The organism is Lewinella sp. JB7, assembly GCF_024297185.1.
GTDB lineage: Bacteria > Bacteroidota > Bacteroidia > Chitinophagales > Saprospiraceae > Neolewinella.
Map to the genome: position 1 here is coordinate 45095 of NZ_JANCTD010000006.1, position 21062 is coordinate 66156.

17 protein-coding genes are annotated in these 21062 nt (G+C 61.8%); 9 read left to right on the forward strand and 8 right to left on the reverse strand.

The window, feature by feature from the left end; translation table 11 throughout:
- Window positions 1-25: 25 nt before the first annotated feature.
- Window positions 26-895: a YitT family protein gene (locus NMA52_RS11870; RefSeq protein WP_254827885.1), complete on the forward strand. Its 870-nt coding sequence runs from the start codon at window positions 26-28 to the stop codon at window positions 893-895.
- 8 nt (window positions 896-903) lie between these two features.
- Here the strand turns inward: NMA52_RS11870 and NMA52_RS11875 are convergent, their stop codons facing one another.
- Window positions 904-1554, reverse strand: a complete 651-nt coding sequence (locus NMA52_RS11875) for a metal-dependent transcriptional regulator (RefSeq protein WP_254827886.1) — start codon at window positions 1552-1554, stop codon at window positions 904-906.
- A 266-nt stretch (window positions 1555-1820) separates the two neighbouring features.
- Window positions 1821-4106, reverse strand: a complete 2286-nt coding sequence (locus NMA52_RS11880) for a DUF5682 family protein (RefSeq protein WP_254827887.1) — start codon at window positions 4104-4106, stop codon at window positions 1821-1823.
- 38 nt (window positions 4107-4144) lie between these two features.
- On the opposite strand from NMA52_RS11880, the gene NMA52_RS11885 reads away from it, so the two are divergent.
- Together NMA52_RS11885 and NMA52_RS11890 are read left to right on the forward strand one after the other, a co-directional pair.
- Window positions 4145-5470, forward strand: a complete 1326-nt coding sequence (locus tag NMA52_RS11885; RefSeq protein WP_254827888.1) for a serine hydrolase — start codon at window positions 4145-4147, stop codon at window positions 5468-5470.
- Window positions 5463-6563: a VWA domain-containing protein gene (locus NMA52_RS11890; protein WP_254827889.1), complete on the forward strand. Its 1101-nt coding sequence runs from the start codon at window positions 5463-5465 to the stop codon at window positions 6561-6563. The genes NMA52_RS11885 and NMA52_RS11890 overlap by 8 nt, the downstream gene beginning before the upstream one ends.
- Window positions 6564-6573: 10 nt before the next feature.
- Here the strand turns inward: NMA52_RS11890 and NMA52_RS11895 are convergent, their stop codons facing one another.
- Both NMA52_RS11895 and NMA52_RS11900 read right to left on the reverse strand, forming a co-directional pair.
- Entirely contained in the window at window positions 6574-7062 is a 489-nt protein-coding gene (locus NMA52_RS11895) for a hypothetical protein (RefSeq protein ID WP_254827890.1), read from the reverse strand.
- 50 nt (window positions 7063-7112) lie between these two features.
- On the reverse strand, window positions 7113-9335 hold the full coding sequence (locus NMA52_RS11900; RefSeq protein ID WP_254827891.1) for a M28 family metallopeptidase: 2223 nt from the start codon (window positions 9333-9335) through the stop codon (window positions 7113-7115).
- Between the two features lie 205 nt (window positions 9336-9540).
- Here NMA52_RS11900 and NMA52_RS11905 point away from each other — a divergent pair, with 205 nt between their 5' ends.
- On the forward strand, window positions 9541-10791 hold the full coding sequence (locus NMA52_RS11905) for a dipeptidase (RefSeq protein ID WP_254827892.1): 1251 nt from the start codon (window positions 9541-9543) through the stop codon (window positions 10789-10791).
- On the opposite strand, the gene NMA52_RS11910 is transcribed toward NMA52_RS11905, so the two are convergent.
- Window positions 10774-11172, reverse strand: coding sequence for a ribonuclease P protein component (locus NMA52_RS11910; RefSeq protein WP_254827893.1), 399 nt, complete (start codon window positions 11170-11172; stop codon window positions 10774-10776). The genes NMA52_RS11905 and NMA52_RS11910 overlap by 18 nt on opposite strands.
- 78 nt (window positions 11173-11250) lie before the next feature.
- Between NMA52_RS11910 and NMA52_RS11915 the strand changes: the two genes are divergently transcribed.
- Window positions 11251-11769 (forward strand): Dps family protein, encoded by a 519-nt coding sequence (locus tag NMA52_RS11915; protein ID WP_254827894.1) that lies wholly within the window; start codon window positions 11251-11253, stop codon window positions 11767-11769.
- A 106-nt stretch (window positions 11770-11875) separates the two neighbouring features.
- On the opposite strand, the gene gyrB is transcribed toward NMA52_RS11915, so the two are convergent.
- Window positions 11876-13840 (reverse strand): DNA topoisomerase (ATP-hydrolyzing) subunit B, encoded by a 1965-nt coding sequence (gyrB, locus tag NMA52_RS11920; protein ID WP_254827895.1) that lies wholly within the window; start codon window positions 13838-13840, stop codon window positions 11876-11878.
- A 174-nt stretch (window positions 13841-14014) separates the two neighbouring features.
- Here gyrB and NMA52_RS11925 point away from each other — a divergent pair, with 174 nt between their 5' ends.
- The gene (locus tag NMA52_RS11925) at window positions 14015-14338 is read left to right on the forward strand and encodes a hypothetical protein (protein WP_254827896.1); all 324 of its coding nucleotides are present in this window, start codon (window positions 14015-14017) and stop codon (window positions 14336-14338) included.
- A 48-nt stretch (window positions 14339-14386) separates the two neighbouring features.
- Here the strand turns inward: NMA52_RS11925 and NMA52_RS11930 are convergent, their stop codons facing one another.
- Both NMA52_RS11930 and NMA52_RS11935 read right to left on the reverse strand, forming a co-directional pair.
- Window positions 14387-15085, reverse strand: a complete 699-nt coding sequence (locus NMA52_RS11930; protein WP_254827897.1) for a glycosyltransferase — start codon at window positions 15083-15085, stop codon at window positions 14387-14389.
- 62 nt (window positions 15086-15147) lie between these two features.
- Complete coding sequence (locus tag NMA52_RS11935; RefSeq protein ID WP_254827898.1) at window positions 15148-16335, reverse strand: class I SAM-dependent rRNA methyltransferase; 1188 nt, start codon at window positions 16333-16335, stop codon at window positions 15148-15150.
- 159 nt (window positions 16336-16494) lie between these two features.
- Between NMA52_RS11935 and NMA52_RS11940 the strand changes: the two genes are divergently transcribed.
- From NMA52_RS11940 to NMA52_RS11950, 3 genes are all read left to right on the forward strand, one after another.
- Complete coding sequence (locus NMA52_RS11940) at window positions 16495-18732, forward strand: hypothetical protein (protein WP_254827899.1); 2238 nt, start codon at window positions 16495-16497, stop codon at window positions 18730-18732.
- A gap of 63 nt (window positions 18733-18795) precedes the next feature.
- Complete coding sequence (locus NMA52_RS11945; protein ID WP_254827900.1) at window positions 18796-20037, forward strand: PP2C family protein-serine/threonine phosphatase; 1242 nt, start codon at window positions 18796-18798, stop codon at window positions 20035-20037.
- A 76-nt stretch (window positions 20038-20113) separates the two neighbouring features.
- A complete protein-coding gene (locus tag NMA52_RS11950; protein ID WP_254827901.1) occupies window positions 20114-21052 on the forward strand; it encodes an NINE protein in 939 nt (312 codons plus the stop codon).
- The last annotated feature ends 10 nt before the right edge of the window (window positions 21053-21062 follow it).

A 21062-nucleotide genomic window follows, 5' to 3' on the forward strand; every position in this document is an offset into this window, starting at 1 on the left:
CGAGCTCCCCTTTACGACCTTGCCCATGAACCGACACACCACCGACCAGCTCACCGATGGCCTCTTCATTTGCCTGGGCGTGCTCAGCGCCGCCTTCGGCCTCAAGGGGCTTTTGTTGCCGAGCCAGTTCATCGACGGTGGCGTTACCGGGGTGTGTTTGCTGCTGGCCAACAGTCTGGGTTGGTCGCTTCCCGTACTGCTGGTGGTGATCAACGTGCCCTTCCTCATGCTCGCGCGGGTGGTGATCGGACGTACGTTTGCCATCAAAACGGCCATTGCGATCGGCCTGCTGGCCATAGCCGTCGGGGCCATCAACTTTCCTTTCCTGACCGAGGACCGCTTACTGGTGGCTATTTTCGGGGGCTTCTTCATCGGTACGGGCATCGGCCTCAGCATGCGCGGAGGCGGCGTACTGGACGGTACGGAGGTGCTCGCCATCTTCCTTAGCCGCAAGGTGGGCGCCAAGGTCAGCGACTGGGTGATCCTCATCAACGTGGTGATCTTTCTCGCGGCGGCGGCCATCCTCTCGGTGGAGCAGGCACTGTACTCCTTACTGACCTACATCGTAGCCTCCAAGGCGCTCGACTTTATCATCGACGGGGTGGAGGAATACACGGGGGTCACCATCATCAGCAAGCAGAACATCGCCATTCGTACGGCACTCATCGAGCAGATCGGCTGCGGGGTAACCATCTACCGCGGCCAGGGTGGATTCGGGTATACGGGTCGCAAGGATGAGGACCACGACATTCTCTACGTCGTCATTACGCGTCTCGAAATCCGCAAACTGACGCTGCTGGTCCAGGACATCGATGCCCGTGCGTTCATCACGATGTCGAGCATCAGCGACGTGCACGGCGGCATGATCAAGCGCCGCCCGCTGGTGGACGACTGACCCCTGCCCTACCCCACCAACAGTTTGCTGGCCACGACCTTACTGAGTACTTCGCGGTCGTGCCCCGGATAGGAAACGGTGAGGGAGCCGTCGAATTCCTCCCGCCGGTGGATCGTCAGCTCCGTGCGCAGACTGAGGTCGCGGTCGTTCAGAAAGTGCAGGAAGTCGCTGGAGGAGTGCTCCAGACCGGTAATGGTGACCGTTTCCCCGACGAGGCACTCGTCGAGCCGGCGGTGGTCGGGCGACTGTATCTCCCCCTCGGCGGTGGGAATGGGCGAACCGTGGGGGTCGACCGTGGGGTGCCCCATCAGTTTATCCATTCGCGTGAAGAAGTCCGGACTGTCGACGTGCTCGATCTGCTCGGCAATGTGGTGTACTTCCTCCCAGCCGAAACCCATAACCTCCACGAGGAACATTTCGGTGAGCCGGTGCTTCCGGACCACGAGGGCGGCGGCCTTGCGACCGGCGGGCGTAAGGCGCAGGGGTTGGTACCGCCGGTACTCCACGAGTCCCCGGTCGCTGAGCTTACGCACCATACTGTTTACGGAGGGCGTACTCACTCCGAGGGCCTTTCCCAGTTCCGAAATACCGGCTTTTCCGTCTTCGTCGGTCAGGGAAAGGAGTGCCTTGAGGTAGTTTTCTTCCGTTGGGGTAGCCATACGGCAAAGATAAACGAGGCCGCAAATCCGGTACACCGGATTCCCCAATGGATTGGCTACACACAAAGAGCCCCCACCGGAACGGCGAGGGCTTAAAACGTGTCATTTTGTAGCAAAGTATAAAGTGAGTTCTGTGAAATTGGGGCGATCGCGGAGTTAGTGCGGTGCCATTTTCTTGGGTGTGCCTGTGTATGTAGCCTGTAGACAATCGAATAGACGCCGACCCGGCGGGAGGTCACCACGGTGAGCGATTTATTTTTCATTTTTTAGGCCATCCATTCCAGCAGCCGGTCCACGAGCGGATCGGGCGGCGGCGGTGGCTCCGGAGCAGTTGCCGGAACGGCGGCGGCAACATCGGTGGTGGTCATGTCCATCAGACGACGGCGGTCGTACACGGAAAAGGTAGCGAAGGTGCGGCGCAGCATCGGCAGTACGCTCTCGAAGTCGTCCCAGGCCAGGCCGGCCACCCACGCGTCGATCAACCCATACAGGGGGGGATGGTGCAGGAGTAATTGACCGCTTCCGTGAAGAAATCCGCCGATCCAGTCCGCGACGGCGGCGGCTCCGTGGGCCCGGGACAGTGCCCGCGAAAACCGCCGGGCGGCCTCGTCGGCGGAAATTACCTCCCGGTCATAGAGGATCCGCAGGCAGTGTCCCTCCACGCCCGGATTTACCGACGGGGCGGCGGCGGTACGGGCCAATCCGCTCAGCCAGATATCATCCAACGGTTCGTTGTCCAGTTGGGCCAGGTGATAGTTGGCCGCGGAGAGAAGCCGCAGCAATTCCTCTCCTCTTTCCGCGTCGATGTGAGTGGCCGCGGCGGGCAATCCGGCCACCACGCGGGGCACCAGTTCGTCAATAACGACTAGTAGCGCGGTGGTATCGGTTTTGCGGCTGTCGCCGTAGCGACTCGTCCGGACCAGGGCGGGCAGGGCGGCCAGCAGGGAAGGCACGTCGGTGGTCGCGGCGGCCCGGGCACGCAGCAGTTCCATCATCCGCGGCACCACTTCGGGGAGGGCGGCGCGCAGACACTGCAGGGTGAGATCGGCCAGTGCCCCGACGCCGGTAAGGGTAGCCGCCCGTTCGCGGGCGTAAGCGGCGGCGGCGGCGGCAACCGTATTTCCGTAACTCCCCCGTTCGAGGACCAGCAGGCTAAATTCCGGTTGCCACTCCATAAGCCACACTTCCCGAAAACTGCTGAGGCTATCGGGGCCACCGGGTTGGAGTTTGCCCCAGCGGATGTCGAGCAGGTTGAGGCGGTGCAGCAAGTGACTCTTGCGCAGGTCGCTGGACTGCCGCAGATCGATGCCGCCCCGGGGATCGGATTTCGTTGCCTTCAGGTAGTGCTGCCCCGCCCGCTCCCAGAGCTTGCTCATGCGGGTACTCTTGATCTCGGCCCGGAGATCTTCCAGCAGGGGGACGGTGGTCACGTCCGGAAGCACGAAGCCCACCTCCTCGCCAACGGTCAGCCGGCGGTGAATGAGATCGAGGCGTTCCCGCTTTCCGGCGGCCAGGGTACTGAGTACGGCCTGTTCGAGTTCGTCGATCCCGGGACGTTCGTGGCCCCGCAGGGTGGCCAGCGTGGTCGCCAGGGCTACCCCTTCCGTTGCCATGGCGGGGCTACCGTCGAAATCCTGCTCCCGCAGGAGTATTCCGGCCTGGGCCATGTACCGGTCTACGGCGCGGTCCGGAAAGTCGAAGAGCGTCGCGTACCAGGCCGGCGAGGTCACGCCGGCGCCGTAGCCTCCTTCCCGGCTCAGGCGGGGAAACGACCACGGCACCCACGCCTGGCTGACCTTCACCTTCGGCAGCCCCCGCAGAATTGCCTTGTCGGTGCCGGCTTTGTGGATGGTGGTATCGTGCACCGCGGGTCCGTGCCAGGCCCCCACAACGATGGCGATGCGTTCGAATCCCTGCTTAAGCGCCTTGCGAATCTCACCCCGCATGTAGGCTTCCCGTTGTTCATTCTCGGCGTCGGAGGCTTCGGGGAAGGTAGCCCGCAGGTCGGACACCAGTTCCAGGATAGCGGCGAAGGTCTGCTCACCGTCGCGGTCACCGCGTTCCAGCGTAGCGTCCCACCAACTTTCACTGTCGGGATAACCGGCCAGTTCGGCCAGCACGGAGAGGGGGTCGCGCCGCAGTTGGGCGCGGAGTTCCGCGCGGGTTTTTCCGGGGATGGGTGAGGGCTCGTCAATTTTGGGTTCGGGGAAGAGGGAAAGTGGTTTTTCCTCCCGTTGCGCCAGGTAGATCTGGGCCGGCAGATCGATGGGGCGTACCTCCACGTCGGCGTCGCGGGCCCAGTCGAGGGCCTGGTACTCGGGACTGAAGCGCGCGAAGGGGTAAAAGCTCGCACGTTCGATGTCGCGGGCTTCGTACAGCACGAGGGCGAGGGGCGGCAACATACCCGGCTCGGTCAGTTGCAGAAGGGCGGGCAGACTGTCGGCGGGCGCTTCCAGTAAAATGAGGTCGGGCTGCCAACGCTCCAGCTCTCCACGCAGGCGGCGGGCCGAACCGGGACCGTGGTGGCGAATACCGTAGGTACGCGTTTGCATGCCGTGAAGGTACGGCCCGCTATCTTTGGTGCTTCGCTATGCACACCTCCCCCCTCAAACGCTGGCTCGTCGGCATTATCCTTTTCGCCACTCTCCTCTTCGCCGCCTTTTTGTGGCTCAAACCCCTGCTTCGCATCGGAGGCGGCTACGCGGCCAAACACGCCTGCAGCTGCCACTTCCTCCAGGGCAGGGAGCTGGAGGAGATCAGCACCCACGACCTGAACTTCAGCGTACTGGGTTGGTACGACCTCGCACGGAAGGGGACGGTAGTGCAGGCGGACTTTTTCGGGCTCGTACGGCGAGAAGCCCATTACCTCGAAGGAAGGGGCTGCGTGCTGATCAACGCTCCGACGGAAGATTTTCCGCCGGCCGACGCCGTTTTCCGCCCGGCTCGGGAACCCAGTGAACTTGACTATGACCCCTTTGATCGTGATGCGCTGGAAGATGCGCTCGATTTCGGCATGCAGCCCGTCCCCGGCGGCCGTGCCCGGGGGATCGTAGTTTTGAAGAACGGAGTGATGATCGGGGAGGCCTACGCCCCGGGATACGATGCCACCACGCCCCTACTCGGCTGGTCGATGACTAAGTCGCTGACCGGGATGGCGGTGGGTGCCTGGCTTGCCCGCTCGCTTCCGGATGATACCGCACCCGCGCCCCCGCCCGAACGCCTGACCGGACTGTTTCCCGAAGCATGGACGGATAAACGCGCCGAAATCTCCCTGGCCGATTTGCTGCACATGAATTCCGGCCTGGCCTGGAATGAGGGCTACGGCAGTATTACGGACGCAACCGTCATGCTGCACGAACGGCCCGACTTTGCCGACTTCGCCATGCGCAGTCAGTTAATCGAAGAACCGGGGACCACCTGGAATTACTCCAGCGGCACCACGAACCTCCTGATGGAATACCTGCGCCGGGAGACTGGTAGTAACGAGGCCCTGCATACCTACCTCGACGAATTGTTCGGCAGCGTTGCCCCCAGCCTCCTCATCGAACCCGACCAGAGCGGTCGACCCGTCGGCAGCAGCTACGGTTGGGCCACCGCCCACGACTGGGCCCGCCTCGGGCAGTTGATGCTCCAGGACGGCATCTGGGAAGGCGACACCCTCCTTCCCCCCGGCTGGATCGACTACATGCGCGAACCGGCAGCCGGCAGCAACGGCGAATACGGGGCCCAACTCTGGCTCCCCGGCCCCGACACCCCGTCCCTGCCCGCCGATGCTTACATGATGCGCGGCTTTCAGGACCAGCGGGTGATTGTAATCCCCAGCCGCCAACTGGTCATTGCCCGCCTGGGACACGGGGACGACAAGGTAACCGACTTCGACGGGCTCATTCGCCGCATCCTAGAGGCCGATGAGTGATTACGATGAGTACCGCCGCAAGTGGCGGCTGATCCTCGGCCAGGATGCGCAGGGGGAAGCCGGCAGTCCCGAGCTCGACGCCCGGGCCACGGGAATGGACGCCACGCTGGAAGCCCTGTACAACGCCGACGAGCGCAGGGGTGGGCTCGGCCCCTCCAACCCCAACGTCAACCGCTGGCTCGGCGACATCCGCAAGTACTTCCCCACCGATACGGTACAGCTGTTGCAACGCGACGCGCTCGAGCGACTGGGGCTCCAGGAAATGTTGCTGGAACCCGAATTATTGGAGACCATCCAACCCGACGTGCACCTGGTCGGCACTCTCCTCAGCCTGAAGAACGTGCTGCCCGAGCGCAGCCGGGAAACCGCCCGCGTGGTCGTCCGGCGGGTCGTGGAACAAATCGAGCGACAGCTGCGACAACCCCTGCTGCAGGCCGTTAGCGGTCGGCGGCGACAGCAGGTACGCAACCGAAGGCCCCGCCACCCCGACATCGACTGGGACCAGACGATCCGGGTAAACATGAAACACTACCAACCGGAGTTTCGGACCATACTGCCCGTGAATCTTCGCGGTCAGAAGCGCAGTAAGCCAGGCCTGAAGCACGTCATTTTGCTGATCGACCAGAGCGGTTCCATGGCCACGTCGGTGGTCTACGCGGGTGTACTCTCGTGCATCATGGCCAGTCTGCCGAGCGTAAAGACCCACGTCGTCGCCTTCGATACCAGCGTGGTGGACCTGACCGCCCGTCTACCCGATCCCATCGAACTGCTTTTTGCCCTGCAACTGGGTGGTGGCACCGATATCGGTCGTGCCCTTCGCTACGCCGAACAACTCAACGTGGCTCCCCGCGATACGGTACTCGTGCTGCTCAGCGACCTCTTTGAAGGAGGGGCGGTGGCCGGCATGATGCAATCGGTCCGCCGGCTCGTGCATACGGGGCTCACCTTCCTTCCCGTCCTGGCCCTCAACGATCAGGGGGCGCCGGCCTTCGACCGGGAAGTCGCGGCCCTGCTCACGGAGATGGGCCTGAAACCCTTTGCCGCCACGCCGGACGCCTTTCCGGAGTTGCTGGCGCGGGCGCTATACGGCTGAGATGCAGTTCTCAGAAACTCAAATCCACCACCCGTAGCCGCTTGTACTTGCCGGTCCGGAATTTTCGGGTTCCCAGGATGCGGTAGAGCGCGTAGCCGACGGTGGCGGATACGGTAGTGACCAGCGCATCGTCCACGGAATAGCTCGTCGTAGGGTCCTTGTCGGTCGAGTAGCCCAGGGCCGCGAAGACGGACCAGCCCGCTCCGAAGGTCATCAGTCCGATACCGAGCTTGGTGGCGATGGTGCCTCCCCGGTGAACGACGGCGATCTCGTCGAGCATCACGAAGCGGTCGTTGATGACCAGTGCCTGAATGTCGGGGCGCATTTCCCGGATGTACCCCTCCTGCCAGAAATTGTCGCCCTTCAGTTTGAAGCGCAGCGGGTCGCCTTCGTACATCCGGTCGCTCTTCGAATCCGTAAGTTTTTCGAACAGCAGCACTTTCTGGGCGGGGACGCGGGAGCAGAGCAATGCAAGAAGGAGCAGTAGAATCAGGCGCATACCGCGGGGATGAGTGATCGGAAGGAGGGTCCGTCCGCAAAGATAGTTGGCTAGCGGGCGGTCGCCAGTTGGGTGACCCTTTCCATCTGTTCGGCGTAGGCCCGCAGGACCTCCCCGAGTTTATCGATCTGCTCCTGGGCTTCGGTAAAATCGCGCTGCTCGATCGCCTCCCGCACGCCGGGTAGCGTCTTCACCCCGTAGCCGGTGTAGTAACCCGGTGCGTAGATATGGTGTACGAACCAGGGGCGGCGGGGCAGGCCTTCCTCCCGGGTCAGCTGGCGTTCGAGATCGATGAACAAGCGGTTCAGTTGTTCACGCCTTGAAGGTGATAGTGTCGGAGCGGCAGCGGGATCGTAGCGATCGGCCAGTTCCTGCACGCGGCGGAGTCCGTTCTGCACGGGCGCGAAATTCAGATAGGGGACCTCTTCCTTTACCGCGGGCGCCACGAAGGGTTGGGTGGGGTCGGCGGCCAGGCGGTAAGCGCCCTCCCGGATAAGGCGATTCTCCCGGGCGGTTTGTTCCCGCAGTGTTTCGGATAGCTTGATTACTTCACCGACGTAGCCTTCGATCGTCGTGCTGAAGCGGGTAAATTCGAAGGGCAGCACGTCGGCGTTCGCGAGGCGCAGGGTGGTTCGGCCGGCTACCTTGACCAAAGCCGCCCCGTAGGAGAAATCGGGGTCCTTGAAGCGTTTATAGTGATCGTAGGAATCGTACATCGTGTGGTACTCTCCGCCGTTGCTTTCACCACCGAAACCCATGTTGAAGGAGGCGATGCCCAGGTGCTGAAAGAAGGGGGAGTAATCCGATCCGGAACCGAGGGCCGATAATTGGAAGTGTTTCGGTCTTTTGCCGTCGTTCACTTCGCTTTCGGCGGCGGCCCGGGCAAAGACGGTGACCCCGGTTTGGGGATCCACGACGTCGGTCGTGATCTCTCCAAAAAACTTCTCGAGGGTGTGGGAGCCGCCCGCGTTTAGGAATCCGCGTCCGGTAGCGTCGGTGTTGATGTAAGCGACGGCCTTTTCGGTGAGTTCGGCGGCGTGAGTCTCTACCCACTCCGTGGAGCCCAGCAGGCCGGGTTCCTCGGCGCCCCAGGCGGCGTACTTAATGGTCCGTTTGGGCCGCCATCCTTGCCGGACGAGCTCACTCACCGCCCGGGCCTCCTCCATGACGGCGACCATGCCGCTGATCGGATCGTTAGCACCGTGTACCCAGGCATCGTGGTGATTGCCCCGGATCACCCATTCGTCCGGAAACTCGCTTCCTTCCAGGGTAGCGATCACATCGTAGGCCGGGGCGAGTTCCCAGTTGAACTCCAGTTGTAGGTGCACCTCCGCCGGCCCCGGGCCGATGCGGTAGGTGATCGGGAGAGCGCCGCGCCAACCGGTCGGGGCGACGGGCCCGCCCAGGGCTTCCAGCAGGGGTTGGGCATCGTGGTAGGAGATGGGCAGCACGGGAATTTCGGTCAGCCCCGGGGCGTCCTCCCGGTCGAGGCGTTCGGCATCTTCCGTAGCTCCGTAGCCCGGGGTGAGGGGATCACCGGGTTGGGACGGGAGGTCCATGACCGCACCGCGCTGCACGCCGTACTCATTTTTGAAGGCGCCCTCGGGATAGGTTTCTCCCTGATAATAGCCGTCGTCCTTTGGGTCGGAGTACAGGATGCAACCGATGGCACCCTTTTCGGCGGCTACTTTCGGCTTGATGCCCCGCCAGGAACCCTGGTACTTTGCGATGACGATCTTGCCCCGCACGTCGATGCCCCGTTTCTCGAGCTCTTCGTAGTCAGCGGGTACCCCGTAGTTAACGAATACGAGTTCCGCCCTTACGTCTCCGTCGATGGAGAATGCATTGTAGGGCGGCAGAGCCTCATCCGTCTGCGCGGTCGCGGGATCGCCCTCCACCGGGGGTTCCTGCAGCATGGCCACGTACCGGGTAGGGGCGATGAGTTCGAGTTTACGCAGTTTCGGCGTGGGGAAGAGCACGTCAAATCTTTCCACGTCCACCCGGTAGCCCCAGGACCGAAACTTCTCGGCCATAAAGTCCACTACCTTCTTATCGTAGGGCGAACCGACGTGGTGGGGTCGGGCGGTCATGTACTTCATCCATTCGTCGAGATTAGCGGGCTTGACGGTAGCGTCGAGGGTTGCTTCTAGCGCCCGCTGCTGCGCGGAGGCGGCCTCGGTGAAGCCCATGAGCGGGTCGGCAGCCTGGGCAAAATGACGCGCCGGTGGAGCGCAGAGAAGGATCAAAAGCAGACTGGGGAGGGTAAATTTCATCGGTAGTCGGGAATGGAGTTGGAAAAGTAACCAATTTTCCCTACAGCGGTCCGACGGCTATAGCCGTCCAACCGGGGTGGACCGTCCGACGGCTATAGCCGTCGGACCGCTACCCGCCCCCATTCCTCTTTTCTGGCTATTTTTGTCGTTCCTGGCCCCGCCGGAGTCGATCGCCCCCCACATACCCTCCGTACCCATTACCCCTATGTTCCGAATTTCACTGGCAGCCATCTTCCTGCCCCTCCTCACCGCCTGCGGAAGTACTCAACCCGATGGTTCCGACGAAATGACCGACGTCGAGCTTCGCGCCCATGCCGACAGCCTCGCCCACGCGTATTTGCTTACGGACGGTCACGTCGACCTACCCTACCGCCTCAAGGTGAAGAATTTCCGCCTCGAACGGGAGATGCTCGGCATCCCCGTAGAAACCAGCGAGGGTGACTTCGACTACGTCCGCGCTGTAGAGGGAGGCCTGGATGCCCCCTTCATGTCTATCTACATCCCCAGTCGGTTGCAGGAAGAGCCGGGAGCCAGCCCCGCCCTGGCCGACAGCCTCATCGATATGGTTAAAGGGATCGCCGATGCCCATCCCGAAAAGTTTCGCATCGCCACCAGTCCCGACGATCTCGAGCGAAACTTCCGCGAAGGGATCATGAGCCTCCCCATGGGCATGGAGAACGGGTCACCCATCGAGGATCAACTCGGCCGGGTGCGGGAGTACTACGACAAGGGTATCCGCTACATCACCCTCACCCACGCCAAGGACAACCTGATCTCCGACAGCAGCTACGACACCCTCAACACCCACGGCGGCCTGAGTCCCTTCGGCGAAGAAGTAGTAAGGGAAATGAACCGGGTCGGCATCATGGTCGACGTAAGTCACATCAGCGACTCCGCCTTCTGGGACGTTATGGAAATCACCGAAGTGCCCGTCATTGCCAGCCACTCGTCGGTGCGGAAATTCACGCCCGGCTTCCAACGCAATATGGATGACGACATGATCAAGCGGCTGGCCGAAAACGGCGGCGTCATACAGATCAATTTCGGTTCCACCTTTCTCGACGGTGCCCTGCGCGAACGGCAGGACAGCCTCCGCACCGTGCTGCTGAACCGACTGGCCGACGCCGGTCTGGATAACAATAGCGAGGAAGGAAAACTGATGATCGACAGTTTTCAGCAGGAAAACCCCACACTGTACTCGGACCTCGAAATGGTCGCCGACCACATCGATCACGTCGTGGAAATCGCGGGTATCGATCACGTAGGACTGGGCTCCGACTTCGACGGCGTAGGCGACAGCCTCCCCACGGGACTCAAGGATGTAGCCGATTATCCCAATCTCGTCTACACGCTTCTGAAGCGGGGGTACTCCGACGAGGACATCAAAAAGATTCTTTCGGACAACGTCCTCAGAGTTTGGCGCGCCGTGGAGGCCGCCTCATCGGCCCGCGGCTAAACGGCGCAGCAGTTTGACCATTTTACGCTCGATGACCGCATAGGTCATAGCTTCCTTACCGGTATACATAAGCAGCACGGCCCACTGGGTCGGCTCTTCTTCCGGAGTAGCCGGCTCCCGCGTCCCCGCCAGCAGATGTTTGTGTTGACGGTACGCCTCCCGCATGCGCCGTTTGAGCAGATTGCGATCGACGGCCCGCTTGAACCGCCGCTTGGGTACGACGAAAGTCACCCGGTGAGGGTAAGTCCCCTTTCGCTTTTCCACGGGCCGGAATACCATCCGCAGGGGATACGCCGCCGCGCTTTCCGCCCCGGAGGTGAACAAGCGACCGATCTCCTTACGGGATTTAAGGCGCTCGCCGGAGTGGAACTTGTGAGACATATGCAGGGGGGAATAAGGCGCGTCAGACGAACACGGCTCGGCGGGTACACGTTGAAAAAGGGAACAAATCAAGCAATAATGTCCAAGTCACCCGAGAATAATATTTCGAAAAAAGAACTCAACACCCCTACCGATCTCGATCCCGCAAAGGTCGAAAAAGTAGTCAAGGCCCTCAATCCCCTCGTCGCCGACCTGATCGCGCTCTGGGTAAAGACCAAAAACTACCACTGGCATATGTCCGGCCGTAACTTTCGCGATTACCACCTTATGCTCGACGACCAGAGTGAGGAGTTGATCACAACCGTCGACCCCCTCGCCGAACGCGTACGGAAACTCGGTGGCAACACTATCACCAGCATCGGTCACGTGGCCCGCTTACAGAGCGTCAACGATAACGACAACGCACAGGTAGCCCCCCGCGATATGCTGCTCGATCTGATGGAGGAAAACAAGAAGATGGCCCACAATCTTCGGGAAGCCCATGGCGTCTGTGAGGAGGCCGAGGACATCGGAGGAGCCAGTCTGCTCGAAGATTACCTCAACGCCACCGAACGGCGTACGTGGTTCCTCTTTGAAGCGACGCGGCAACTGCAGTAGATTCTCCGCCGCTGCCGCCTACCCGTTGGACGGTTTGGAACCGTCCAACGGGTAGCGGTTCGGAACCGTCCAACGGGTAAGCGGCAGCGGGCAGCGGGTTTTTCAATTACACATCCACCTTCGCGTACTTCGCGTTGGCCTCGATGAAGGCGCGGCGCGGGGGCACCTCATCACCCATCAGCATGCTGAAGACGCGATCGGCCTCCGAGCTCTCCTCAATGGTCACGCGCTGCAGCATCCGGGTATCGGGGTCCATGGTCGTCTCCCAGAGTTGGGTGGCGTTCATCTCACCAAGACCCTTGTAACGCTGCACCTTTACGGCACCGTCGTTCTCGCTCTTGCTGTAGTTGGCGATGGCCTCGCGGCGCTCCTCCTCCGTCCAGCAGTAGCGGAACTGTTTGCCGCGCCGGACCTGGTAGAGGGGCGGCTGGGCGATGTAGACGTAGCCCTGATCGACCAGGGCGTGCATGTAGCGGAAGAAGAAGGTCAGGATCAGGGTCACGATGTGGCTGCCGTCAACGTCGGCGTCACACATGATGATGATCTTGTGGTACCGCAGCTTATCCAGGTTCAGCACCCGCTCGCCGTGTTCCCCCTCGACGATGCTCACGCCCAGGGCGGTAAACATGTTCTTGATCTCCTCATTCTCGTAGATCTTGTGCTCCATGGCCTTCTCCACGTTCAGGATCTTACCCCGGAGCGGCAGAATGGCTTGGAAAGCGCGGTTACGGCCCATCTTGGCGGTACCGCCGGCCGAGTCACCCTCGACGAGGTAGATCTCGGAGCCTTCCGGATCCTTATTGGAGCAGTCGGCCAGCTTTCCGGGTAGTCCCGTGCCGGTAAGGACGTTCTTGCGCTGCACCATCTCGCGGGCCTTACGGGCGGCGTGGCGGGCGGTGGCGGCAATGATCACCTTGTCGATGATGCGCTTGGCTTGGTTGGGGTTTTCCTCCAGCCAGTGACCGACGCTCTCCCCCACTGCGCGGCTGACGATACCGGTGACCTCGCTGTTACCGAGCTCTCCCTTCGTCTGCCCCTTGAACTGGGGTTCGGGCACTTTGACGGATACCACCGCGGTGAGTCCTTCCCGGAAGTCTTCGCCGCTGACCTTGAACTTCAGCTTCTTGAACAGGCCGTTTTCTTCCCCGTACTTAGTGAACAGGCGATTGACCGCGCGCCGGAAGCCGTTGACGTGCGTACCTCCCTCACGGGTCTTGATGTTATTGACGAAGGAGTAAATGTTCTCCTGGTAGGTCGTGTTGTACTGCATGGCGACCTCGACCTCCACGTTGTCCTCCTTGGACTTTACGTAGATTGCCTCCTCGATCAGGTCCTGCTTGCCCTCGTCGAGGTACTTGACCATTTCGGCCAAGCCCCCCTCGCTGTAGAACTCCTTGCGGACGAAGTTTCCTTCCTCGTCGGTCTGCCGCTCGTCCGTAATGCTGAGTTGCAGACCGCTGTTCAGAAAGGCCAGTTCCTGCATCCGGTTGGCGAGCGTCTCGTACTTGTACACGAGCGACTCGAAGATCGTGGCGTCCGGCTTGAACAGGATGGTCGTACCCGTCTGTTCGGAGGTACCAACCACGTGCACTTCGTTCTGGGGCTTGCCCTCGCTGTAATCCTGCTGGTACACCTTGCCGTCGCGGTTGACCGTGGCACGCAGGTGGCTCGACAGGGCGTTTACACAGGATACGCCGACGCCGTGCAGACCTCCGGAGACCTTGTAGGTGTCTTTATCAAACTTACCCCCCGCGTGCAGTACCGTCATGACCACCTCCAGGGCCGACTTGCCCAGCTTCTCGTGGCGGTCGACCGGTATGCCCCGTCCGTCATCGGTGACGGTGATCGAGTTATCTTCGTGGATGTACATATCGATCCGGCTACAGTAGCCGGCAAGGTGCTCGTCAATGGAGTTGTCGACGACTTCCCAGACCAGGTGGTGGAGGCCCCGGGTATCGGTACCACCGATGTACATTCCGGGACGTTTTCTTACCGCTTCCAGCCCCTCCAGTGCGGTGATATTTCCGGCATCGTAGCCCGCTTTCGGGCTCAGCTCGTTGTTCTTTGTCATAGCTACAAAAGTACAAAAATTATGCCACTTTTCCTAGCCAAATGGAGTCGCGGAAAAGGCATTTCGGGCGGGTGCGCGGGTGCCGGCAAAACTGCAAAAAAGCGGGGCTTTCGGGAGCAAATCGGCGAGTTGCGAAATGTGCTGTACATTAAACGAACGTAAACACGCCATCCCGTGAGATTATTTTGTTCCCTAGCGTTGCTGACGCTGCTGTTCATCGCGCCATTACCCGGTTTTTCCACGCCCGATCTGCCGCAGTTTGCCCGGGCTTCGACCGTGAGCATGCACGACGGGGATCCCTCCCGGGGAGGAGCATCCTCGACGTCGCAGGTGGACTCCACGACGGTCCTCTCTCCGGGTCAGCGTTCGTTCACGGGCGCGGTCATCCAGGTGATTGCCGGTCTGCTCGTCGGTATGATTATCCTGTTACTGATGGTGAACGCCCGCATGCGGAAGGGAGCGGGGATTTGGCTACTCCTCGGTACGCTGTTCTCCTGATCACGCGGCGCATTGCCGTACTCGCAGGTTGCGGCAGTCCACTTGTAGTTACCAGGGGCGGAGCCGCCGTCGGTATTCCTCTACCATGGCGTGCTGGGGGGCGCCGCGTTTGTACATCCGGAATACGGTGAGGTTGGCCATCTGCACCCGGAACCAGTTATTGGCCCGGTATTTACGGGCCGACACGGTCACGGAACGGGGGATCACGCGGAAGGAAAACCGTTGCCAGGCCCGCTGGATGATGTCGTAATCCTCCATAATGTCCATATCCCCGTTAAACCCGCCGAGAACGTTCCAGGCGCCCCGGGTCAGGTAGAGCGACTGATCGCCGCCCCGGCAGGCCAGCCCGCTGAAACGGGTACAGAAGGCATTGATCGCCAGCAGGGGGTGAAAAGTGTCGAAGCGGAAACGGTAGCATCCGATGGGGTCACCGGCTTCGACTCCCCGGCGGATATCATCGTAAAATCCCCGGGGGGGACGGGTATCCGCGTGGACGAAGTAGAGCACGTCGTAGCGGTCGGCCTCCAACCGGGCCGCCTCGTTCATCTGCCGTGCCCGACCGCGTTGCTCACAGAGCAGGTGCCGCACCCGCGTCCCCGCCCGCAGGAGCTCCGCCGTCCCGTCGTTGCTGCCGCCGTCGGCCACCGTAATGTCTCCCCGCCCGGCCAGTTCGGCGGTCAGGAAGGGCAACAACTCACGAAGGTTATTCACTTCGTTAACTACGGGAATAATGATGTGCAAGCGCATGGGGTAGTCGGATCACGAGAGGGACTAAGAGGTACGGGGAAGGGAGGGGATTCGGTTTCGCCCTACGCCAGGCGGTAGTACACCGACTTGAGGTAGGCACCCTCCGCAAAGGCGATGGGGTGATCCACGTCGTGGAAAGTCTTTTCCATCAGCTCGTACGCCCTTCCGCTGCGTTTCATGACTTTTTCGACGGTGGCAAAAAAATCGTCGGCACCCACCCGGGCCGAACACGAAGCGGCCAGCAGCAGACCACCGGGCTTCACGAGCGGCACGGCCAGAGTGTTGATGCGCCGGTAAGCGTCGAGCGCTCCGGACACCTCCCGTTCCCGTTTGGCGAAGCTGGGCGGATCGACCACGACGATCCCGAACTGCTCCCCCCGCTTCGCGAGCCGTTCCAGTTCCTTGAACGCATCGCCCTCGATGGTTTCGTGACGGGGGTCGTCACCGAAATTCAGGGCGACGTTACGCCGGGCGACTTCCAGGGCGGGTCCGCTGATGTCTAGGCTCACCACCCGGTACGCGCCCCCGTGCAGGGCGTGCACGCTGAATCCTCCGGCATAGCTGAACACGTCGAGCACGTCCTGCCCTTCGGCGAACTCCCCTACCCGCTTGCGGTTGTGGCGGTGATCGAGAAAGAAACCGGTCTTGTGTCCCTTCACCACGTCGGCCAGGAACCGCACGTTGTGTTCCCGGAAGGTGACCTCATCCGGGGGCGGGGGGCCGGCCAGCACGGTTCCGTCGGCCAAGCCGGGGCGGGGGTCCACCACGCGGGCCAGTCGCAACACGACGGTTTCCGCCCGGGAGGCCCGCTGTACCAGCGGTAGTATTTCCGGGAGGTAGGGGAACCAGCTGGGGGTGTACAGCTTGATCACGGCCACGCTCCCGTATACGTCCACGACCAGACCGGGCAGGCCGTCGTTCTCCCCGTGTACGAGGCGGTAACCGTCGGTATTCTTCTTCAGCAGGGGCAGGCGCAGTTTCCGCGCCGCCTGGATGCGTTCGGCAAAGAAATCGGTGTCGACGCGGATGCCGCCGCCCTGGTGCAGTACCCGGATCCGAATGGGGGAGGCGGGGTCGTACAGCCCCACGCCGATGACCTTATCCGACTTCCGCCCGAACACGATGGCCAGGTCGCCGGCCTCTCCGGAACCCTTTACCGCTTCCACGGCTCCGTCGAAGAGCCAGGGGTGACCGCTGCGGAGGATACGCTCGCCCTGGGGGGTAAGCTTGGTGGCGAGGCGTTGGGGCAAGATGACTGGATTGAGGGGGGTTAGGACACCGGGCGGTCCGTCGTGGGGTTACGGCAGGCCGGGTTCCGGAGACAAAACGATGGAGTCCGATAGGGACGACGGATAATTTCGTTTGCCATCCTTTTGGGCGCGCAAATATAACGGTAATTTGGTCGCTACATGCGTCCTACCCTGCACGATATCTACCGTTCCTTCCCCGTGCAGCTCCTCCTGTTGCACCTGCGAACCAACTTTCTCCTGCTCGGGATGTGGCTGCTGGTGCTGCTCATGGTCAGCGGACTTCTCGGCCAGCAGCTCGGCCTACAGTACCTCTTCCTCGACCCCGAGTACCTGGGCGAAAGCGGCTATTATTCCTTTCTGATCGTAGGCCTGGCCTTCGGTTTTTTCACCATGAGCTGGAACCTGAGCACCTACCTGCTCCTGGGGGGGTACTTCAACTTTCTGGCCAGTCTTTCGCGCCCCTTTCTGAAGTTTTGCATCAACAACGCCCTGCTCCCGCTGGCCGTCTTTCTGACGTATTGCGTGATGCTGGTGCGCTTTCACTGGACGGCGGAGGAGGTGGCGGGGACGCAGGTGCAGGGGTTAACCGGTTTAGCGACGGGACTGGTGATGAGCCTGTTTCTTTATTCCATCTACTTCAACCTCACCAACCGCGATATTCATTACTACACCGGCGGCCGCGAGGCGCCGCCCAACCGGGGTCCCGGACAGCGCGGCGGCCTGGGTTACCGGCCGTACGCCGCCTCCGCCCTGGGACCGCAACTGGTGAACCTCTACGACAATCCCTACCAGGTCCGGTCCTACCTCGATACGCGGCTCCGGGCCCGGCGGGTGCGGTCGGTGGCCCACTACGAGACCGATCTGTTGCGCAACATCTTTCGGCAGAATCACATCAACGCGCTGGTACTGCAGTTTCTCACCATCGGCCTGCTCATCGTGTTGGGCCTGATGATCGAGCAACCCACCTTTCAGATTCCGGCCGGGGCCAGCTTCTTTATCCTGTTCAGCCTGTTCATCTCCACCATCGGCGCGGTGAGCTACTGGTTTTCGGAGTGGCGACTGACGCTGCTTGTCCTGCTGCCCATTCTCGTGAACTGGCTCACCAGTACCCCGCTTTTCGATCACGGCAACCAGGCCTACGGACTCAGCTACGGTACGGAGGCCCGCTATTCCCTCGACACCCTGGCCAGCCTCTACCGACGGAAAAACCTACGGACGGACCTGGATTCCACCCGCGCCATCCTGGACCGGTGGAAGCGGAAACAGCCGGACGAAAAACCGAAACTGGTGGTCATCTGCGCCAGCGGGGGCGGGCTTACGGCTTCCCTCTGGGTGACCCACCTGCTGCAGAGCATCGAGGCGTGTAGCGACGGACGTTTGCTGGAGTCCACCGCCCTCATGACGGGGGCCAGCGGCGGGCTACTGGGCATGGCCTACCTGCGGCAAAGCTACCTGGAGTCGCCCTCCTTTCGCTCCGACGGCCTGCGCCGGCTGGACCGCGTAAGCCGGGACCTTCTCAATCCCGTAGCCTTCAGCATCGTCAGCAACGATATTTTCCTGCCCTTCCGCCGCATCGAGGTAGGCGACGAGAAGTACCGCCGTGACCGCGGCTACGCCTTCGAGCGGGCCTACAACCAGGCGACCGAGAACCTCCTGAACCGTCCCCTCGCCTACTACCGCGCGCCGGAAGCGTCGGCCGCCGTTCCGTTACTGTTCGTCACGCCCAGCATCGTGGAGGACGGCCGCCGCATGGTCATTTCCCCCCAGGGTGTGAGTTACATGATGGTGCCCCCCGAGGCGTATTCGGGGGCCGTACCCCTCGTGCCGGATATGGTAGACTTCGGCCGCTTTCTCCGCGCCCAGGACGCCGACAGCCTTCGCTTCAGTTCGGCCCTGCGGGCGAATGCCTCCTACCCCTACGTACTCCCCCAGGTAAGCCTGCCGACCGAGCCCCTCGTGCACCTGATGGATGCCGGTTACCGCGACAACTACGGTATCGCCTCGGCGTCGCGCTTTCTGCACGTCTTCCGGGACTGGATCGAGGCGAATACCTCCGGCGTCATTCTGGTGCAGGTAAGCGCCTTCCGGGAACAGAAGATACCCGTGACGGGGCAGCGGGGCGTGATCAGCGGATTGTTCAGTCCCCTCGGAGTGGCCGGAAACATTCTGAGTCTGCAGATCCTCGACCAGGAAGCCCTGCTCGCCGGTCTGCAGCGCACCTTCGGGCCTACCGGCTTTCACCTGTTCCGCTTCAACTACCAGCCCCGGGAGGACGACCGGCTGCGCACCTCGGTCTCCCTGCATATGACCGATTGGGAGAAGGTCCAGGTCCTGCGGGCCCTCGATGAACCCGCCCAGCAGCGGCGGATCGACGCCCTGTTACAGCTTCTCGAATAATCGCCCGCTCCCGCGTCCCCGCCCCGCGGTTACATCCTCAAAACCCTTTCTACCTTTACCCCTATGGCTCAGCCCCTCACCCGCATCAATCGGCTCGAACGCGAACTCCACCTCCGGCAGTTGCAGGTACGGCGGTTGCTGCAAATCACCCAGGCCATCAACAACAACGTCTCGGCCGGTGATCTTTTCCACATGTACCGCTCGTTTCTGAGCAGCGAGCTCGGCGTGCGGGAGATGGCCCTCTTCGTGCGGGAAAGCGAACGCGATGAGCGCTGGCAACTGGCGACCTCCATCGGTGTCGATAATCTGCCGACCGACCTGGACTACGCCGACGAACTTCAGCGGCTCAAACGGCCGGGCACGATCAACGAACCCGACCACCCCCTGTTTTGTCACTTCGAACACGTAGTGCCGGTACTGCACAAGGAACGCCCCATTGCCTTCATTCTGATCGGGCGCTTCACCGACGAGGAGGACATGTTCGAACGGGTACAGATCATCACCACGATCAGTAACGTGATCGCCGTGGCCATCGAGAACAAACGGTTATTCCGCCGCCAGATTGAGCAGGAACGCCTGGAGGCCGACCTGGACCTCGGTGCCAAGGTACAGGGCATGCTGATCCCAAAGGAGTTGCCGACCAACGACTTCTACGAACTCAGCGCCATTTACCGCCCCAAACTCGGCGTGGGGGGCGACTACTTCGACTACCGGGAATTCGGCGACGGGAAACTGGTGTTCTGCATCGGTGACTTTACCGGCAAGGGCGTGAGCGCGGCCCTCCTGATGGCCAACTTCCAGGCCAACTTCCACACCCTGATCCGGAAGCGCGCCAATCTCCACGACTTCGTCACGGAAATCAACGAGAGCGTGTACCGGATCACGAACGGCGACCGCTTCGTGACCTTTTTCGTTGCCGAATACGACCGCCGCGCCCACCAATTGCACTACGTCAATGCCGGTCACCCCCCGGCGGTGCTGGTCAGCGAGCATACCTTCCAGCTGCTCGACAAGGGCACCACCGTGCTGGGGTCCATCGACGAGCTGCCGGTGCTCGAGGTCGGCACCGTAGACCTGCCCCCCCAGGCGCTGATCGTGACCTATACCGACGGACTGACCGACCTACAGAGCGCCGCCGGAGAGACCTTCGAGGAGGAGATCCTCCACCAGTTCGCCCGTCGGCAACACTACCGCTCGGCCAGCCTGTTTAACGAAAACCTGCTGGCCAAGCTCGAGGAATTCCGCCAGGACAACGCCTACCCCGACGATCTGACCATCCTCACCTGTCGCATTTTCGGGGAATGACGTCCGGACTATAGACCGGGGAAAAGTCCGGTCCGGGAAGAACGAAAACTCCCTCCTAACCGTTCCCCATAGTGAGATGAAGGACAAGACGATCGCGGCTATTCTGGCTTTCTTCGGAGGCATCATCGGCCTGCAGCGGTTCTATTTGGGTCAGAAAGGAATGGGCATGGCCCAGGTCTTCTTTTTCGTCCTGGCGCTCTCCGCCGGGCCCAGTCCGTTCACCGTCATGCTGATTTCCCTGGCGATGATCTTTGGTATCATCGACGCCATTTCTTTTCTTTCCATGGACCCCCGGGAGTTCGACCTGAAGTACAACGAATCGCTCGCCCCGACTTCAGCCTCCGCTCCCCCGCCAGGCCGCCAATCATTCCAAAAAACAGGTAGCATGACCGACCGAGAAAAACGCTTTCAGGAGCGGCAGCGACAGCGGGCCGAACAGGAGCGGGAACGCGAGCGCCGCGACCGGGAACGGTACAATCAGCAACCCTTGCCCCGCAAGTCTCCGCCGACGGGAGAAACCGTACGCCGCGATCCGGGCCGGGCCGACCGGGAGACGGGCGTGCGCCACTTTCGCGAGTACGAATACGAGGAGGCTATCGCCGCCTTCGTCCGGGCGCTGGAAAAAAACCCGCGCGACGTGGCGTCTCACTTCAACATTGCCTGCGCCTACTCCCTGGAGGAGGAAGCCGACCGGGCGTTTTACCACCTCGACCGGGCGGTAGCACTCGGCTTTGATGATTTCCACCGCATCCGCACCCACGACAGCCTGGCCTACTTACGCATCCAGCGGGCGTTTCCGGACTTCGCGAATAATCAGTTTCGCCTCGCGGCACCCGAGCCCCAACGTGCTACGAATGAGGAGGATCCCCTCGTGGCCTCCGGCGAACCGGTAGTGGGCGCCGCCCCGATCCACGATGAGCTCCTCGAGCAACTTCAACGTCTTGCCGCGCTACGGGAAAAAGGCCTGCTGACCGAAGTAGAGTTTACGACCCAAAAGCGGCGCTTGCTCGGTTGAGCCCGAATTA

Coding starts and splice junctions, on each gene's coding strand:
- NMA52_RS11870 (WP_254827885.1), top strand. CDS start 26: ATGAACCGACACACCACCGACCAGCTCACCGATGGCCTCTTCATTTGC.
- NMA52_RS11875 (WP_254827886.1), bottom strand. CDS start 1,554: ATGGCTACCCCAACGGAAGAAAACTACCTCAAGGCACTCCTTTCCCTG.
- NMA52_RS11880 (WP_254827887.1), bottom strand. CDS start 4,106: ATGCAAACGCGTACCTACGGTATTCGCCACCACGGTCCCGGTTCGGCC.
- NMA52_RS11885 (WP_254827888.1), top strand. CDS start 4,145: ATGCACACCTCCCCCCTCAAACGCTGGCTCGTCGGCATTATCCTTTTC.
- NMA52_RS11890 (WP_254827889.1), top strand. CDS start 5,463: ATGAGTGATTACGATGAGTACCGCCGCAAGTGGCGGCTGATCCTCGGC.
- NMA52_RS11895 (WP_254827890.1), bottom strand. CDS start 7,062: ATGCGCCTGATTCTACTGCTCCTTCTTGCATTGCTCTGCTCCCGCGTC.
- NMA52_RS11900 (WP_254827891.1), bottom strand. CDS start 9,335: ATGAAATTTACCCTCCCCAGTCTGCTTTTGATCCTTCTCTGCGCTCCA.
- NMA52_RS11905 (WP_254827892.1), top strand. CDS start 9,541: ATGTTCCGAATTTCACTGGCAGCCATCTTCCTGCCCCTCCTCACCGCC.
- NMA52_RS11910 (WP_254827893.1), bottom strand. CDS start 11,172: ATGTCTCACAAGTTCCACTCCGGCGAGCGCCTTAAATCCCGTAAGGAG.
- NMA52_RS11915 (WP_254827894.1), top strand. CDS start 11,251: ATGTCCAAGTCACCCGAGAATAATATTTCGAAAAAAGAACTCAACACC.
- gyrB (WP_254827895.1), bottom strand. CDS start 13,840: ATGACAAAGAACAACGAGCTGAGCCCGAAAGCGGGCTACGATGCCGGA.
- NMA52_RS11930 (WP_254827897.1), bottom strand. CDS start 15,085: ATGCGCTTGCACATCATTATTCCCGTAGTTAACGAAGTGAATAACCTT.
- NMA52_RS11940 (WP_254827899.1), top strand. CDS start 16,495: ATGCGTCCTACCCTGCACGATATCTACCGTTCCTTCCCCGTGCAGCTC.
- NMA52_RS11945 (WP_254827900.1), top strand. CDS start 18,796: ATGGCTCAGCCCCTCACCCGCATCAATCGGCTCGAACGCGAACTCCAC.
- NMA52_RS11950 (WP_254827901.1), top strand. CDS start 20,114: ATGAAGGACAAGACGATCGCGGCTATTCTGGCTTTCTTCGGAGGCATC.